The organism is Aquabacterium sp., from assembly GCF_036279655.1.
In the GTDB taxonomy this organism is placed as follows: domain Bacteria; phylum Pseudomonadota; class Gammaproteobacteria; order Burkholderiales; family Burkholderiaceae_C; genus Aquabacterium.
The window spans coordinates 16,904-33,966 of record NZ_DASUIT010000131.1 but is presented as its reverse complement, the minus strand read 5'-3'; the positions used below and the strand labels follow the sequence as shown (position 1 = coordinate 33,966).

Annotated in this window: 14 protein-coding genes; 13 read left to right on the top strand and 1 reads right to left on the bottom strand. The window is 66.6% G+C overall.

All coding sequences use genetic code 11. From position 1 onward, the window contains the following. The first annotated feature begins 17 nt into the window (after positions 1-17). The 13 genes from VFW84_RS14655 to VFW84_RS14595 all read left to right on the top strand — a co-directional run bounded on the left by VFW84_RS14655 (position 18) and on the right by VFW84_RS14595 (position 16,320). Positions 18-875: a type VI secretion system accessory protein TagJ gene (locus VFW84_RS14655; RefSeq protein ID WP_329681203.1), complete on the top strand. Its 858-nt coding sequence runs from the start codon at positions 18-20 to the stop codon at positions 873-875. A gap of 21 nt (positions 876-896) precedes the next feature. Continuing rightward, the gene (gene tssE, locus VFW84_RS14650) at positions 897-1,451 is read left to right on the top strand and encodes a type VI secretion system baseplate subunit TssE (RefSeq protein ID WP_329681202.1); all 555 of its coding nucleotides are present in this window, start codon (positions 897-899) and stop codon (positions 1,449-1,451) included. A 28-nt stretch (positions 1,452-1,479) separates the two neighbouring features. Beyond that, entirely contained in the window at positions 1,480-3,342 is a 1,863-nt protein-coding gene (gene tssF / locus VFW84_RS14645) for a type VI secretion system baseplate subunit TssF (protein ID WP_329681201.1), read from the top strand. Between the two features lie 5 nt (positions 3,343-3,347). Next, positions 3,348-4,373: a type VI secretion system baseplate subunit TssG gene (tssG, locus tag VFW84_RS14640; RefSeq protein ID WP_329681200.1), complete on the top strand. Its 1,026-nt coding sequence runs from the start codon at positions 3,348-3,350 to the stop codon at positions 4,371-4,373. Between the two features lie 12 nt (positions 4,374-4,385). Then, positions 4,386-7,079, top strand: a complete 2,694-nt coding sequence (tssH, locus tag VFW84_RS14635; RefSeq protein ID WP_329681199.1) for a type VI secretion system ATPase TssH — start codon at positions 4,386-4,388, stop codon at positions 7,077-7,079. Positions 7,080-7,142: 63 nt separating this feature from the next. Next, positions 7,143-9,203 carry a type VI secretion system Vgr family protein gene (locus tag VFW84_RS14630; protein WP_329681198.1) on the top strand — a complete coding sequence of 687 codons (2,061 nt, stop codon included), beginning with the start codon at positions 7,143-7,145 and terminating at the stop codon, positions 9,201-9,203. A 16-nt stretch (positions 9,204-9,219) separates the two neighbouring features. Continuing rightward, positions 9,220-9,765: a DUF4123 domain-containing protein gene (locus VFW84_RS14625; protein ID WP_329681197.1), complete on the top strand. Its 546-nt coding sequence runs from the start codon at positions 9,220-9,222 to the stop codon at positions 9,763-9,765. 10 nt (positions 9,766-9,775) lie between these two features. Continuing rightward, positions 9,776-11,605 (top strand): hypothetical protein, encoded by a 1,830-nt coding sequence (locus VFW84_RS14620; RefSeq protein ID WP_329681196.1) that lies wholly within the window; start codon positions 9,776-9,778, stop codon positions 11,603-11,605. A 29-nt stretch (positions 11,606-11,634) separates the two neighbouring features. After that, positions 11,635-12,024 (top strand): DUF4280 domain-containing protein, encoded by a 390-nt coding sequence (locus VFW84_RS14615; protein ID WP_329681195.1) that lies wholly within the window; start codon positions 11,635-11,637, stop codon positions 12,022-12,024. A gap of 16 nt (positions 12,025-12,040) precedes the next feature. After that, positions 12,041-12,850 carry a hypothetical protein gene (locus VFW84_RS14610; RefSeq protein WP_329681194.1) on the top strand — a complete coding sequence of 270 codons (810 nt, stop codon included), beginning with the start codon at positions 12,041-12,043 and terminating at the stop codon, positions 12,848-12,850. Between the two features lie 39 nt (positions 12,851-12,889). After that, positions 12,890-14,920, top strand: coding sequence for a type VI secretion system-associated FHA domain protein TagH (gene tagH / locus VFW84_RS14605; protein WP_329681193.1), 2,031 nt, complete (start codon positions 12,890-12,892; stop codon positions 14,918-14,920). An 8-nt stretch (positions 14,921-14,928) separates the two neighbouring features. Further along, entirely contained in the window at positions 14,929-15,732 is an 804-nt protein-coding gene (locus VFW84_RS14600) for a PP2C family protein-serine/threonine phosphatase (RefSeq protein WP_329681192.1), read from the top strand. A 27-nt stretch (positions 15,733-15,759) separates the two neighbouring features. After that, positions 15,760-16,320, top strand: coding sequence for a DUF5625 family protein (locus VFW84_RS14595; RefSeq protein ID WP_329681191.1), 561 nt, complete (start codon positions 15,760-15,762; stop codon positions 16,318-16,320). Positions 16,321-16,419: 99 nt separating this feature from the next. On the opposite strand, the gene VFW84_RS14590 is transcribed toward VFW84_RS14595, so the two are convergent. Next, the gene (locus VFW84_RS14590; RefSeq protein WP_329681190.1) at positions 16,420-17,031 is read right to left on the bottom strand and encodes an OmpA family protein; all 612 of its coding nucleotides are present in this window, start codon (positions 17,029-17,031) and stop codon (positions 16,420-16,422) included. Between the last annotated feature and the right edge of the window lie 32 nt (positions 17,032-17,063).

Genomic DNA, 17,063 nt, shown 5'->3' with positions numbered 1-17,063 from the left:
TCACAAGAAAGCTGCTCATGTCTGACGCACTGGAACTGGCGGAAACCACCCTTCGCGACGGCGACCCGGCCACGGCGCTCAAGCACCTGATCGCGGCCGTCAAGACCAAGCCGGCCGATGCACGCATGCGCATCTTCATGGCGCAACTGTTGTGCGTGCTGGGCCAGTGGGAGCGTGCACACACGCAGCTCAATGTGGCAGCCGACCTGATGCCTGCGGCCATTCCCATGCGTGAGATGGTGGGCCATGCCCTGCGCTGTGAGCTGCTGCGGGCCGAGGTCTTTGCCGGCAAGCGCGCGCCCATGGTCTTCGGTCACCCAGACCAATGGCTGGCCATGCTGATCGAATCCCTGCTGCAGGCAGGGCAGGGCAACCAGGCCTTGGCCGATGATCTGGCCGCGCGCGCCTTCGAGGCCGCGCCTGCCGTGCCCGGCGCCATCGATGGCGAGCGTTTCGAGTGGATCGCCGATGCCGACTCGCGCCTGGGCCCCGTGCTGGAGGCCTTCGTCAATGGCAAGTACTACTGGATCCCCTTCTCGCGTCTGACCAAGATCTCGCTGGACGTGCCTCAGGACCTGCGTGACATGGTGTGGTCGCCGGCCTACCTGACCTTCGACAATGGGGGCGAGGTCGTGGCGATGATTCCTTCGCGCTACCCTGGTTCGCAGTCCAGCGAAGACCCTCAGATCCTGCTGTCGCGCAAGACCGAATGGACACCGCTGGGCGGGGCTGGCAGCGAGCGTTACGCCGGGCTGGGCCAGCGCCTGCTGACCTCCAACCTGGGTGACCACAGCCTGCTTAACACGCGTCTGATCGAACTGGAGCCACCGGCCTCCAGCGATGCAGACCTGCAGGAGCCGGCCCCTGCGGTCTGAGCCTGACGCCGAGCATCACCCATGGCCGAACTCACCTCCCAGGAGCGCCTGCAGCCCTCGTTGCTGGACCGCCTGACCGACAACGATCCGCGCACCAGCACCGAACCGCTGGACGCGCGGGTGCTGTCGCGCCAGCAGTTGCGCGCCGCTGTGCTGCGCGATCTGTCCTGGCTGTTCAATGCCAACCGCGCCGAGCCATCTCGTCGGGTGGGCAAGGTGACCCGGCCAGGCTACATCGAAGCAGAACTGGCCATGTGGAAGCAGGCGCCCTTTGCGCAGGCCTCGGTGCTCAACTACGGTCTGCCGTCCCTGTCGGGTGAAGCCGTGGGGCGGCTGGATCTGCGTGCCGTGAGTGCCGACATCAAGCAGGCCATCCTGGACTTCGAGCCCCGCATCGACCGCAACACCCTGGAGGTCGAGGCCCAGATCGATGGCCATGCGCGCAGCCACCACAACCAGCTCAAGCTGGTCATCCGTGGCCACATGTGGAACCAGCCCGTGCCGCTGGAGCTGCTGCTGAGCGCGGCCATGGACGTTGAAACCGGTCAGGCCGCCGTGCGAGACATGCGTGCCTGACATGCAATCGTGAGAACCCGAGCATCCCATGGACCCACGACTGCTTCGCTACTACAACCAGGAACTGCGCTATCTGCGTGAGATGGGCGCGGAGTTCGCACGCGAGTTCCCCAAGATCGCGGCCCGTCTGGGCATCGAGGGCCTGGAAGTGGCCGATCCCTATGTCGAGCGGCTGCTGGAGGGCTCGGCCTTTCTGGCCGCGCGCGTGCAGCTCAAGCTCGATGCAGAGTTTCCACAGTTGTCGCAGCGCCTGCTGGACATGGTCTGCCCCAACCTCAGTGCCCCGGTGCCGTCCATGCTGGTGGCGCAGATGCAGCCCTTGCCCGATCCCAATCTGCTCAAGGGCGTGGTGATCCCCCGGGGGACCGCGATGAGCGGGGCGGCGCCCTCGATCAGCTCGACGCGCTGCCAGTTCCGCACTGGGCAGGACGTGACACTGACACCCATCACGGTGACGTCGGCCGAGTACTTCATCAACGCCGCCGATCTGTCGCTGTCGACCCTGGCGCTGAAAGAGCGTCCGCGCGCTGGTGTGCGCCTGCGCCTGACCCTGCCCGCCGGGCTGACGTTTGCCCAGGTGGGGCTCGACAGCCTGCGCTTCTATCTGGGAGGGCTGACCGATGTGGCCTTCAAGCTGCAGGAGCTGATCCTGGGCGCCTGCGTGGGCGTGCTGGTGGGCCCGCCCGGTCGTTCGGGTGAGAGCAGCCGCCGTCTGCTCACCAAGGAGGCCGTCCAGCCCGTGGGCTACACCGACGACGAGGCCCTGCTGCCGGTGACGCAGCGCGGCCTGTCGGGTGTGCGTCTGATGCAGGAGTACTTTGCCTTCCCGCAGCGCTTCCTGTTTGTCGACGTCAATGGCCTGAACCCGGGCTTTGCCGCCTGTGCTGGCAACGAGTGCGAACTGGTGTTGCTGTTTTCTCGTCAGGGCGAGGGTCTGGAAGGCGTGGTCGAGGCCAACAACTTTGCACTGCACTGCGTGCCGGCGGTCAATCTGTTCCCGCATCGCGCCGACCGTGTGCAGGTCAATGACAGCAGTTTCGAGTTCCACGTGGTGCCCGAGCGTTCGGCGCCGGTGGATTTCGAAGTGCATGGTGTGAGCTCGGTGGAGGGGGTGACCCAGTCCAACGACAGTGTCACCTTTTACCCGCTGTTCGCCACGCCGCACGGTGCCCCGGCCGGCCATCAGGCCTACTGGAGCGCGGTGCGTCAGCCGCGCCTGGCCTCGGACAAGGTGCGCCGCGAGGGGGCGCGCTCTGGTTATGTCGGCTCCGAGGTCTTCCTCTCCCTGGTCGATGCGCGCGAATCGCCCTTCCCGCACACGCTGCGCCAGCTCTCGCTGCAGGTGACCTGTACCAACCGCGATCTGCCGGTGTTCATGCCGGCGGGGGCGGGCCTCACGCTGGACACGGCCGCGCCCATTTCGGGCATCCAGGTGGCGGCGGGACCGTCGCGGCCCCTGAGCTCCCTGCGTGATGGTTCGGCGGCCTGGCAGTTGCTCAATCTGCTGTCGCTCAACTACCTGTCCATCGTCGACACTGATCCGGTGCAGGGTGGGCAGGCGCTGCGCGAGCTGATGTATCTGTTTGCCATGGCCTGTGATCCGGCCACCAAGCGCCAGATCGAGGGGCTGCGTCAGGTGGCCACCAAGCCGGTGGTGCGTCGTCACCCTGTGCCGGGGCCGATTGCCTTTGCGCGTGGCATCGAGATCCAGCTCACGCTCGATGAGCTGTCGTTTGAAGGGGGCAGCGCCTTCCTGTTCGCTTCTGTGCTGCACCACTACATGGCGCGGCATGTGTCCATGAACACCTATGCGCAGACCGTGCTGCAGTCGCTGACGCGTGGCGAGGTCATGCGCTGGATGCCCCAGCCGGGCGCGAGGCCGGTGCTGTGAGCGCGGTGCGCGACGACGTTCAGATCCAGGCGCTGTGGCAGCGCCTGAATGAGCGGCCGTACGACTTCGATCTGTTCCAGGCCCTGCGCCGCATCGAAGGCGCGCATCCGCATCTGCCGCGTCTGGGGCAGGCTCTGCGCCCGCAGGATGAGCCGGTGCGCTTTGCGCAAGACCCGACGCTGAGCTTTCCGCCGGCCCCCATTGCCCAGACTCTGCCGCCGGGCGATGGCCCGGCCCGGCTGGTGCAGCGCGTGATCGGCTTTCTGGGCCCCAATGGCGCCTTGCCCATCCACCTGACGGAGTATGTGCGCGAGCGCAGCATGCACCAGGGTGATCCGACCATGCAGCGCTTTCTGGACATGCTGCTGCACCGCTTCGGCCTGCTGCTCTACCGTGCCTGGACACGGTCGCAGCCGGCGGTGATGCTGGACCGCGCCGACGATGCCAGCATCGAGCGCTGGCTGGGCGCGCTGTTCGGCCTGGGGGGGGCGGCTTTCCGTCAGCGCGACGAGTTGCCCGACCATGCCAAGCTGTACTACGCTGGTCGCCTGGCCCGCCAGGTGCGGGATGCCGATGGCCTGCGGGCCTGGATCCAGGTGCAGTTCGGGGTGACGGTGCGCGTGGACCAGTTTGCCGGCCACTGGATGCCGCTGCACAAGGACGAGCGCTCGCGCCTGACGCGCCATGGCCAGCAGGGCCTGGGGCGGGGGGCGGTGCTGGGTGCGCAGGTCTGGGACGTGCAGCACAAGTTCCGCATCGTCATCGGGCCCGTGTCATTGGCCCAATACCAGGACTTTCTGCCGGGCTCTCAGGGGCTCAAGGCCCTCAAGGCGCTGGTGCGGCAGTATGTCGGTTTCGAGTTTGCGTGGGACCTGCAGCTCATTCTCCGCAAGGAGGATGTGCCCGCCTGGTCTCTCGGGAGGTCTCAGGTCGCCGGAGCCCTGGGGCGCAGCAGCTGGTTCAACCAGCGCCAGCGCCCGCGGGATGCGGCCGACCTGATCATGAACGTTGAACATCTATCTTTGCAATAAAAGGATCGAGCCATGAGTGAAATCAGCCGGGTGGCCTTGTTTGGCAAGCTCAATCCCCTGGGCTACAAAGCCATCGAAGGGGCGACCGTGTTCTGCAAATTGCGCGGCAATCCCTATGTGGAGCTGGTCCACTGGATCACGCAGCTGCTGCAGAACAACGAGTCGGATGTCGACGCGATCATCCGGCACTTCGGGCTGGACGCTTCGGTGCTGGCCAAGGACGTGACGGCGGCACTGGACCGCCTGCCCCGTGGTTCGACCGCGATCTCGGACTTCTCCGAGCAGATCGAGATGGCCATCGAGCGCGCCTGGGTCTACAGCACGCTCAAGTTCGGTGATGCGCAGGTGCGCTCGGGCTACCTGATGCTGGCCATGGTGCGCACCAACTCGCTGCGCAATGCCCTGATCGCCATCTCGCGTCAGTTCGAGAAGATCAAGGGCGATGACCTGGCCGAGAGCTTCGACCAGATCTGTGGCGCCAGCGCCGAGGCCAGCATGGGTGCGCAAGATGGCAGCGCCCTGGGTGGCGGTGCTCAGCCCGGCAGCGAGGCCGGTGCCATGGCCCCGGCCGCCATGGGCAAGCAGGAGGCCCTCAAGAAGTTCACGGTGGACCTGACCGACAAGGCCCGCAAGGGCGAGATGGATCCGGTCTCCGGTCGTGACGACGAGATCCGCCAGATCGTCGACATCCTGATGCGCCGCCGCCAGAACAACCCCATCCTGACCGGTGAGGCCGGTGTGGGCAAGACCGCGGTGGTCGAGGGCTTTGCACAGCGCCTGGCCCAAGGCGATGTGCCGCCCCAGCTCAAGGACGTGTCCCTGCTGAGCCTGGACCTGGGCCTGCTGCAGGCCGGCGCCAGCATGAAGGGTGAGTTCGAGCAGCGCCTGCGCCAGGTGATCGACGAGGTGCAGTCCTCGCCCAAGCCCATCATCCTGTTCATCGACGAAGTGCACACCCTGGTGGGCGCGGGGGGCGCGGCCGGTACCGGCGATGCGGCCAACCTGCTCAAGCCCGCCCTGGCGCGTGGCACCTTGCGCACCATCGGCGCGACCACCTGGGCCGAGTACAAGAAGTACTTCGAGAAAGACCCCGCCCTGACCCGCCGTTTCCAGGTCGTGCAGGTGCCCGAGCCCGATGAAACCAAGGCCGTGCTGATGCTGCGTGGCGTGGCCTCCGTGCTGGAAAAGCACCATCGCGTGCAGTTGCTCGACGAGGCCATCGAGGCCGCGGTCAAGCTCTCGCACCGCTACATTCCCGCGCGTCAGTTGCCCGACAAGGCCGTGAGCCTGATGGACACGGCCTGCGCCCGTGTGGCCGTCAGCCAGCACGCCACGCCGCCGGCCGTGGAAGACAGCCGCCATCGCATCGATGGCCTGGAGATCGAGCTGGCCATCATCGGCCGTGAAGCCGCTGTGGGCATCGAGGTGGGCAACCGGGGCACCGAAGCCCAGGCCAAGCTGGACGCCGAACGCGCCCGCCTGGCCGAGCTGGAAAAGCGCTGGCTGGACGAGAAGGCCGTGGTCGACAAGATCCTGGCCCTGCGCGCTCAACTGCGTGGCACCGACAACCCGGTGGACAGTGCCGCCTCGCAGGCCGCTGCGCTGGACGATGCTCAGCGTGCCGCCATGCTGGCCGAGCTGAAGATCGAGCAGGACAAGCTGGTGGTGCTGCAAGGCGAGAACCCGCTGATCCTGCCCTCCGTGGATGCCCAGGCCGTGGCGGCCGTGGTGTCCGACTGGACCGGCATTCCGCTGGGCCGCATGGTCAAGAACGAGCTGGAAACCGTGCTGCGCCTGGGCGAGACCATGGGCAAGCGCGTGATCGGCCAGCAGCATGGCCTGGACATGATTGCCAAGCGCATCCAGACCGCCCGTGCGCGCCTGGACAACCCCAACAAGCCCATCGGTGTGTTCATGCTGTGCGGCACCTCGGGTGTCGGCAAGACCGAAACCGCCCTGGCCCTGGCCGAGGCGCTCTACGGTGGCGAGCAGAACGTCATCACCATCAACATGAGCGAGTACCAGGAAGCCCACACGGTGTCCACGCTCAAGGGCGCGCCTCCGGGCTATGTGGGTTATGGCGAAGGCGGCATCCTGACCGAGGCCGTGCGTCGTCGTCCCTACAGCATCGTGCTGCTCGATGAGGTCGAGAAGGCCCACCCCGATGTGCACGAGATCTTCTTCCAGGTCTTCGACAAGGGTTGGATGGAAGACGGCGAAGGCCGCTACATCGACTTCAAGAACACGATCATCCTGCTGACGACCAACGCCGGCTCCGAGCTGATCATGAACATGTGCAAGGACCCCGAGATGGCGCCGGAGCCCGATGGCCTGGCCCAGGCCCTGCACGAGCCGCTGCTCAAGATCTTCCCGGCCGCGCTGCTGGGCCGCATCGTCACGATCCCCTACTACCCGCTGTCGGAAGAGATGATGGCCAAGATCGTGCGCCTGCAGCTCAACCGCATCAAGAAGCGCGTCGAAGAGAACCACCGCATCCCCTTCACCTACACCGAAGAGGCGGTCAAGCTCATCGTCAAGCGCTGCGACAACCCGGAGTCGGGTGGTCGCATCATCGATGCCATCCTCACCAACACCGTGTTGCCCAAGATCTCGATCGAGTACCTCACGCGCGTCAGCCAGGGCCAGGAGCTCAAGGGCGTCACGCTGGATGTGGCCGATGGAGACTTCACCTACGGCTTCGCGTGAGCCGTGGCGGGCCCGGCGCTGCACTGCAGATCCAGGCCCGCTTGACGATTTGAAAGGAATGTCATGGCACAGATCGCTGAACTGATTTGCGATGTCGGGGGCAAGGGCCAGATGCAGCTGCTCTCGATGTCGGGGTCGGAGGGGCTGTCACGCCCCTTCGAATACCAGGTCGAGATCCTGTGCGACAAGCCCGATCTCAAGCTGGCGGATTTCCTCGGCAAGAGCATGACGGTGGCCGTGACCCAGCCGGAGGGTGGCACGCGCTACTTCAACGGCCTGGTCGCACGCTTTGCCCAGTCCGGGCGTCGCACCAAGCAGTACTTCCATTACCAGGCCACCTTGCGGCCCTGGTTCTGGTTCCTCTCGCGCACGCAGGACTGCAAGATCTTCCAGGAAAAGACCGTGGTGCAGATCGTCGAAGAAGTCTTCGGCGACCACAGCGGCCTGTCCAAGTTCAAGAAGAGCCTGACCGCGTCCTACACGCCCTGGGTCTACTGCGTGCAGTACCGCGAAAGCGACATGAACTTCGTCTCCCGCATGCTGGAGCAGGAAGGCATCTACTACTACTTCGAGCACACGGAGAGCGGCCACGAGATGGTGCTGTGCGACAGCATCTCGGCCCACGGGTCGGTGTCCGGCTATGCGCAGGTGCCCTACCGTGCCAACTGGGCTGACCGCGATGATCTGATGGAGTCCGTGCACAGTTGGAGCGCGGGGGTGCAGGTGCTGCCCACCAAGGTGGTGCTGGCCGACTTCGACTTCGAGCGCCCGAGCACCTCCCTGAGCAAGACCCACACGGTCAGCCGCTCGCACGACCAGGCCAGCTTCGAGGTGTTCGACTACCCGGGTGAATACACGCAGGATGGCGATGGCGTGGCCTACGCCAAGGTGCGCGCTCAGGAGCAGCAGGCGGGCTTCCGCGTGGCCTCGGCGCAGACCGATGCGCGTGGCGTGACCTGCGGCTACACCTTCAAGGTCAAGGGCCTGCCCGACAACAGCCTGGACGACGAATACCTGGTCATCGGCACCAACATCTTCGTGGAAGAAGGCGTGCAGATCGGCGGCGAGGAAGGCAGCCAGGGGCAGTACTCCTGCGAGTTCCAGGCCATGCCGACGGCCGACACCTACCGTGCGCCGCGTGTCACGCCCAAGCCCATGGTCTATGGCCCCCAGACCGCCAAGGTGGTCGGGCCCTCGGGCGAGCCCATCTACACCGACAAGTACGGTCGAGTGAAGGTGCAGTTCCACTGGGATCGACTGGGCCAGAAGGACGACAAGAGCTCCTGCTGGGTGCGGGTCTCGCAACCCTGGGCGGGCAAGGGCTTTGGCGCCATCAGCATCCCGCGCATCGGCGACGAGGTCGTGATCAGCTTCCTGGAAGGCGACCCGGACCAGCCCCTCATCACGGGCCGTGTCTACAACGCCGAGTTCATGCCGCCTTACCAGTTGCCGGACAAGTCCTTCCTGACGGGCATCCTGACCCGCTCGATGGGCTCGACCACGGCCACCGACGCCAACGAGTTGCGCTTTTGCGATGACCCGGGCAAGGAGTACATCTGGCTGCAGGCCCAGAAGGATTTCCACCGCGAGGTCGAGAACAATGACACCGATACGGTCAAGGTCGACCAGTCCATCACCGTGGGGGGCAAGCGCCAGGAAACCATCGGCGGCACCATGGACCAGACCGTGGGCGGGGTGGTCAAGACCACCTATGGCGCGGACCACCACCATGATGTGGGCGGTGACTACATTCAGGCCATCGGTGGTGCGCTGGGCATTGGTGCTGGAGGCGAGCTGAGCATTGACGGTGGCGCGGCCATGGGCATCAATGCGGCTCAGGGCATGGACGTCAAGGCGGGCCAGGATCTCAAGGCCGAAGGCGGCATGAACGTCCACATCAAGGGTGGCATGAACGTGACCATCGAAGCGGGCATGACGCTCACGCTCAAGGCGGGGGCGGGCTCGATCGTGATCGGCCCGGGCACCATCAGCATTGACGCTCCCATGGTCAACATCAATGGCGGCGGCAGTGGCGGGTCGGCTTCGGCGGCCAGCCCACCGGCACCGCCCACACCAGAGAAGGCCGAGGAACCCCCGGCGGACAAAGATCCCAATGCCAGCTGATGCCAGTTAAGGACCCATGCAGCAGTCGTATGCCCATCTGAAGTCCATGCTGTGGGCCAGTCCGGCCTCGCGCGTGTATGCGGTGATCAATGGCGCGGTCGTGCCCAAGCTCAAGGAGCGTCTGCAGGACGCCGACGTCAAGGGCTGGGATTGTCTGTGGCGTGGCGCGCAGCCGCCCGAGAAGGCGGCGGTGGCCCCGTATCTGGCCGAGCTGAGCCCCGAGGGGAAGTTCACGGACTGGTTGCTGCAGGAGGCCGGTGTGGCCTATCCGGGCTGGGGTGTGCTGGGCATCGGGCCGTTGGCCCTGATGCCCATGCGCGAGCACGCCCGGCGTCTGCTGCAGGTGGGGCTGCCTGACGGCTCGCAGCGCAAGTGGACCTGGTATGACCCCGATCTGTGGCTCGGTTTGTTGCCGCGTGCCGATCCCTTGCAGCTCGATGAACTGTACGGGCCACTGACCGACTGGGTGGTGGTGGGGTCCCGAACCTGGCACTGGATGACGCTGAGCGCCGGGCAACTGGTGCAGACGCCACGTGACTGCATGGCCGCGGCCGGTGCCTGATGGAATGCCCATGCTGAGACTGTCTGCCGAACAATACGATTGGGTCCTCACGCAGCAGCGCGAGCGGCTCGCGCGCGCGCTGGTGACGGTGCTGCAGGCGCAATGGCCCCAGTTGGCGGCCAAGCTGGGTGACCGGTGCATGAGCTTCGTGGATGCAGCGCTGCAACAGGCTCATCGCTACGGGCTGCTGGAGCCGGCGCATGCGGCCCGCTATGTGAACCTGTGGTGCGTGTGGGGGCCGGCCTTCGATGACAAGCCGGGCTTCGAGTGGGCGGCCGAGATCCTGCGCGATGAGCGCCGCACGCCGCCGGTGAAGGCGCAGCAACTGGCCCTGCAGTCCCGCGAGGTGCTGGTGCAGCGCGCTGCGCCCGGCCTGGGCCCCGAGCAGTTCGATGCAGCCGATGCGGCCATGGAGGCCGTACCGGCATCGGCGGCGGCCTCCGCCTGGATCGAGGGTACGGGGGCGGTGCAGGCCCAGCCTCGTCAGGTGTGTGATCTGAGCGCCTTTGATCTGGCCTTGGGCGATCAGGGCTGGCGGCGCGAGTACCGCCTGGCCTGGTCGGGCCAGGGGGCGCTGATCAACCATGCCCCCATGACGATCGAGCCTCAGCGCTATCGCACCGATGTGCCTCAGCCCCCTGGCGCCGAGGTGGCGCCTCGGCAGGTGGCCGCGCTGGCCTATCCGGCGGCACAAGGGCACAAGGCCTGGCTTCACCTGCGCTGCGCGGTCGACACGGTCTGCGATGAGCACCGTCACCCACGCGTCGAAATCAAGAGCGATGTGGGCGGGCAGGTGTTGACGGGCATGGGGGCGCGCCAGATCAAGCTGCCACTGCATTGCGCCGAGCCTTTTGTGCCGCCGCGTGCCCCGACACAAGGCCCCGCCAAAGTGGTGGCGGCCAAGCCCGGCGGGCCGGTGAGCACGCTGATCCCGCATGGTGCCCTGTGTCGGGAGTCCGTGCCCCGTTACCTGCACATCCGGGCGGAAACCTGCGGCCTGCGACGGTTCGGCGCCCCTTTGGGCGCGCAGGACGCCGTGGTGAGCGTGTTTCCCGCCGAGCAGTGGCTGGCGGAGTTCAGAACCTCGTCGCAACCCATGTGGCAGTGGCCCGACGCCTCTGTGCGCGGCGCGGTGCCTCCGCCCGTGGTGCGGCTGGAGCGTGATGGCCAGCCCCAGCCCACCGGGCCCTGGCAGGCCGGCTGGATGCAGCTCAACGAGGCGCTCATCCAGGGCATGGAGGGCTGGTTCACCGAGCTCAACCGCAGCGAGGTGCTGCTGCAACCCCGGCTGGAGATCACCCCCAATCTGATGCATGGCACCTCGGCGTGGACCTGGGGCATGCGTGAGGCCATCGATGCACAGGGCAGCGTGGGCTTCCTGCGCGTGCAGGCCTTGCTGCGTCTGGTGGCCTGTGCGTCCGAGCTGACCGTGCAGGGCGTGCTCAAGCATGGTGGGGCCCAGGCGCGCATCGAATTGCATGCCGCCGGCCAGGCCGCCATGAATGCCGACCTCCTGCGTGACCTGCCCGAGTCGGAACTGCCGTCCTTGCTGACGGCGGTCAAGACGGCCTGGCGCTTTCCCTTCCAGGTGGCCATGGAGGGCTTGAGCAGCCCGGAGCTGGCCGTCATGTGCGAGGCCTCCGGCAGCGCGCCCGGCGCCCTGGTGGGCGAGGCCGGGCTGCGCCCGCGTCCCGATGGTCAGGGCTGGGCCTGGTATTGCACGCTCAAGATCGAGCCCTGCAAGGTGGCGCTGATGGTGATGGATCCCTTGCGGGGGCACACATGCATCGAGCGTGCGCTGTGGCCCGCCATGACCTTGCTTGACTGGAGTGCAGGCTGAGCCTCACCACAAGACAGGAGTGAATCAAGATGCCCCAACATGTCTGTAACAACGCCGTGCTGATGTGCACGTTCGGTATGGCGCCGAGCACGCTCGGTGTGCTGCCGCTGCACCGCATGATGACCAGCAACCAGCCAGCGGCCAACATCATGGATCACATCCCGATGGTGAACATCCGGCCCTTCGGGATGTGCACCAGTCCGTCCAACCCGACCGTGGCGGCGGCGACCGCTGCGGCGATGGGCGTGTTGACGCCCATGCCCTGCATCCCGGTGACCCCCGCGCCTTGGGTGCCAGGTGCAGCCACCGTCATGCTCAACCAGTTTCCGGCCCTCGATAACGTCTCCAAGCTCAACTGTATTTGGGGCGGCGTGATTTCGGTGACCTTTGCTGGTCAAGTGACCGAGATGATTCCCTGAGGGCAGCGCAGCAACCATGGACCGTCTGATGATGTTGCGGGTCTGGTCCCGCGGGTGCCCGGTCGAAGCGTCGCTCAATGGCTTGCCCGTGGCACGCACCGGGCTCGAAGGTGGGGCGATGACCCTGCCGGTGCACGAGTATCTGGTGTCCGGCCGCAATCGCCTCAGTTTTGTGGCGGGGGTGCAGTCGGCCAGTGGTGAGCTGCCGCCGGTGCTGCCCCGTCGCAGCCGTGGCGACTTGGCTGTCACCCTGAGCCTGGCGCTGTGTAACGAGGGGCAGTCTCCGTCCGATCCCAATGCGCGGGTGTTGTCGCAACTGTCGTGGTCACCCGCCGTCAATGAGGCCTTCGAGTGGCCCTTCAGCTTCTCCAAGGATGTGGAGCTGCCGGTCAACTTCCCGCGCTGGCGCTGGCTGGATGCACCGGTGATCACCCCCAGTACGACCTTGACGCGCCAGGTGCTGGAGTTGCTGCAGGGCCTGGCCATCGACTTCCAGCGAGGCGATGCCGAGAACTACCTGCAACTGAGCCGCCTGCGCATCGAAGAGCTGGCCCTGGCCTACCAGCGCACACCCACGGCCTGGGCGCAAGGCATCCGCGAACATCTGCAGCAGTTGTTTGAAGCGGGCAGTCTGGCCACCGTCTTGCCCGCCGAGCCGGACAGCTTCGTGCTGCGGCCCCTGGCCGAGGGGCGGCTGATCGAGCCTCTCCTTCCTGATGGCCGCCCCGTACTCCAGACCGCCTCGGGCGAAGACCCCCTTAAATCGCAGGTGGCGTGGCCCTTGCGTCTGGCCCAGGTCGAGGGCAAGCTGTATATCCTGCGCTGAGCCCGCCCTGGCACCGCACCGAATGACGGAACAACGATCGTGATCAAACTGACAGTACAGACTTACAACGGAGCGCCCCTGCCGCAGGCGCTGGCCGCACAGTTCGACGAGTTGGGCGGCAGCATCGGCCGGGCCGACACCAATCAACTGGTGCTGCCGGACCCGGAGCGCTCCATCTCGCGGGTGCATGCCCAGGTGGTGTTTCGCAACGGGAGCTATGCGCTGGTCGACCGGGGCAGCAACCCGGTGCTGATCAACGGTCGGCCCCTGGGCAATGGGGTCGAGGCGCCGCTGGCCAGCGGCGATCAGTTGCAGATCGGTGGCTATGCGATCAAGGTGGATGCGGTGACGGCCATGGGGGCCGGTGGAGGGGTGTCGCACACCTCGGCATCCGATCCCTTTGCCGATCTGGGGGGCATGGCCTTCTCGGCTCCGGCGGCCGCGCCAGCGCCGCGCCCTGCCGCGCCCATGGGGGGCTTTGGCGGCGGTGGCGGCTTGCCCACCTCCGGGGCGGCAGCCGATCCCATGGCGGCCTTCGGTTTCTCGTCCGCCCCGGCGGCGCCGGCATCGGATCCCTTCGGCTTTGGTGGTGGCGGTTCGGGTGGTTTCGGACAGGCGCCCGTCGCGCCAGCCTCCGCCCCACCCGCGGGCGGCATCCCGGATGACTGGGATCCCTTTGCACCCGATCCGGTGGCCCCGCCCAAGGCGCAGGATCTGTCGCGCACGCTGGGTGCCACCAACAGTCTGGGGCTGGAACTCGGCGGGGCCGCGGCGGCGCCCTTGATCCCTGGTATGGGCGATCTGGGGGGCGGCAAGGCCAACACCGCCTCATCGATCGATGCCATGTTCGGTCTGGGCTCTGCTGGGGGCGATCCGCTGGCCAATTCGGTGCTCGCGCCCGCCGCGATTGCGCCCAATATGGCCAACCATGTCGACCCCTTGCGTTCGCTCAACACGGTGACGGCCGCCTCGGCGACCGCCGCGCCGGACAATGTGTCGGCCCTGAACCAGCCTTTCATGGAAGCGCCCATGGCGGCGCCCAAGGTCGCGACCCCGGCGGCACCCGCCGCCGCGATGCCTTCGGCCGGTGTCAAGGCGCCCCCCGTGGTCGGCGGCAGCGCTGGCACGCGGGGCGCAGTTTTGTCCTGGGACTCGGGCGCGGAAGACAGCCGCACAGTCATCCGCTCCAAGGGCAACGGCAGTGGCATGCATCCTGCTGTGCCCGTGACCCCGCCCTCAGGGGCGCCCAGCCTGGGCGATTTCGACAGCTTTGGCACAACGGCCCCGGTGGCGGGGGCCCATGACCCGCTGGGCCTGGCGGATCTGGGCATTGGGGTGACGCCCGCGGCGTCCATTCCTGCTCAGGCTCCGGCACGGGCGGCAGTGCCACCCAGCGTCCCGCCGGTCACAGCCCCGGTGGTCGCACCTACCGTGGCCCCTGCAGCGGCGCCAGCGGTGGGTGCGGCCGTGCCCACCGACCAGGCCGCGCTCATCGCGGCCCTGCGTGAAGGCCTGGGCATGCCGGCCTTGCCCGTGCAGTCGCTCACGCCCGAGTTCATGAAGCTGCTGGGCCAGTTGGTGCATGAAGCCACGCGCGGCACCGTCGAGCTGCTGGTGGCGCGCGCGGCACTCAAGCGCGAGATCCGTGCCGAGATGACCATGATCGTGGCCAAGGAGAACAACCCCTTGAAGTTCTCGCCCTCGGTAGAGGTGGCGCTCAACCACCTGCTGAGTCCACCGGCCCGGGGCTTCATGCCACCCGCCCCCGCCATGCGCGATGCCTATGACGACTTGCGCGCGCACCAGTTCGCCTTCGTCGCAGGCATGCGCGCCGCGCTGGAGGGGGTGCTCAAGCGCTTCGACCCTGCCGTGCTGGAGGGCAAGCTGACGCAGAAATCGGTGCTGGCCACGCTGCTGCCTTCGTCTCGCAAGGCCAAGATGTGGGATGTGTTCACCGAGCTGTACGGCCACATCTCCGCAGAAGCCAGTGATGATTTCCATGAACTCTTCGGCAAGGAGTTCCTGCGTGCTTACGAAGAGCACATCGACCAACTTCAACGTGATGTCTGAGGCCGATCATGTCGAATCTGTTTGCTGACACCGTGTTCGCCTCACCCGGCCAGATCCAGCTGGACCTGGCCATCATCTCCCGCCAGGGCGGGCGCAACTACAACGAAGATGCCTGCGGGCACTGGAACTCGGACCACCACCTGTGCTGTGTGGTGGCCGATGGCGCCGGTGGCCATGGTGGCGGCGATGTGGCGTCCAAGCTGGCGGTGCAGTACATCATCGAGCGCTGCATCCAGGAGCCTGTCACGGGGCCGGGCGGGGTTCATGAACTCATCCTGGACACCAACCGCTACATCCACGAGAACCGTCGGCGTGGCGGCAAGCTGGAGCACATGCACAGCACCGTGGTGTCGCTGTTCATCGATCTGGACACGCAGATGGCGCTGTGGGGCCACGTGGGCGACTCACGCCTGTACGTCTTCCGCCGGGGGGCCTTGCGCACCCAGACCCGTGACCACAGCGTGGTGCAGTCCCTGGCCGATGCGGGCCTGATCCGCGCCGATCAGATGCGCAGCCATCCCCAGCGCAGCGAGTTGCTGTGCGCCTTGGGCTCGCCCGAAGAGGACCTGAGCATCGGCGTGAGCCCGGACCCCTGGATGATCGCCCCTGGCGATGTCTTCCTGCTGTGCACCGATGGCCTGTGGGAGTATGTGGACGAGGCCCTGATGCAGGAGACCCTGGCGCAGGTGCAGGACCCGCGCGAGTGGCTGGCCATGCTGGAGGCGCTGGTGCTGCGCAACGCCGCCCACAAGCCCAGCCATGACAACTTCAGTGCGCTCACCGTGTGGGCGCTGCAAGATGGCGCCTTGTGACGCTGTGGTCTTGAGCGCGGGCGTGTGATGAACACCTCGTGGTGGCAGGGCCTGCGCCGAGCCTGCGGGCGTTCTCTGGCCTTGCTGGTGGTGGGCGGGGCCGGCGGTGGCTGCGTCAGTGGGAGCGAGGTCCTCAAGCCGCCGTTTGCGCAGCCATTTGAGGCGTGGCGGGCCGAGCAGAGCATCGAAGCGGAGTTCGATGTCCGTGAAGAGGTTTTTTATGCTTTCAATCTGCGTTTCTTCTACAACCCGGATCAGCCGCAGGATCGCCACCGGGTCTGGGATCTGACGGGCGGCAACCGCAAGGACGCGGCCACCGGCGAATGGGTCACCCCTGGAGTGCCCTTGGTTCTGCGCCTGACCGTGGTATCGATGACGGGTGGGCAGCCGGGCGCGGTGGTGCATGACGGTGACATCCGACAACCCAAGGAGACGTCCATCGGATCGGGCGTCCTGGTGTCGCGCCTGCAGGCCATCAAGCTGGCACCCGGACGTTTCAAGGTGACGGTACGCAGCCTCCAGGATGCGCCTTCGCTCAGCGGCGTCCGCACCGATTTTCAGGTGGTTCGGGCCTATATGGGCAAGTGAGTCGCGATACTCGCATGCCCAGACGTGACAACACCCCGACCAGCGGGGTGTTGTGGGGGCGCGCTCTTCAGGCCACCGTAGCGGCTTGAACAGAAGGGCTTACTTGGCCGGAGCGCGGCCAATCTCGACGCGGCGGTTCTCGCTGGAGTAGGGGTTGGCCTTGTTCTTGGGGTCAGCCGAGCCCATGCCCACAGCGGCCAGCATGGCAGGGTCCGCACCCTTTTGCACCAGGTAGGCACGCACGGATTCGGCACGACGCTGCGACAGCGTCAGGTTGCCCGCTTGCGAGCCGGAAGCGTCGGCGTGGCCGATGATCTTGACCTGACGTCCCGTGCCGCGCTTGCCCTTGAGCACTTCGGCGAAGACATCCAGCTGGCGCTTGAGCAGCTCAGGCAGGATGGCCGAGCCCAGTGCGAACGAGGAGGCGGGCAGCGAGTACTTGATGGCGGGCTTGAAGCCCATGCACTTGAAACCGTTGGCTTCGAGTTCCTTGCAGGCGTCTTCGGGAAAGAGGCCTTCCTTGACAGCAGCCACGTCGGGCACGGCCGAGCCCACATCCACGGACGCGCTGGAAGCAGCAGGGTCGGCAGGCGTGGCGGCATCTTGCGCCCAGGCCGCGGCAGGCACGGTGCCCAGCGCCGCCGTCAGCAGGCAGGCCACCGCGAGGCGATTGCGCACAGCTTGCAAATCAGAGGTGATGGTGCGTTTCATGGTCAGACACTCCTTACGTGTAATGCGTCAAT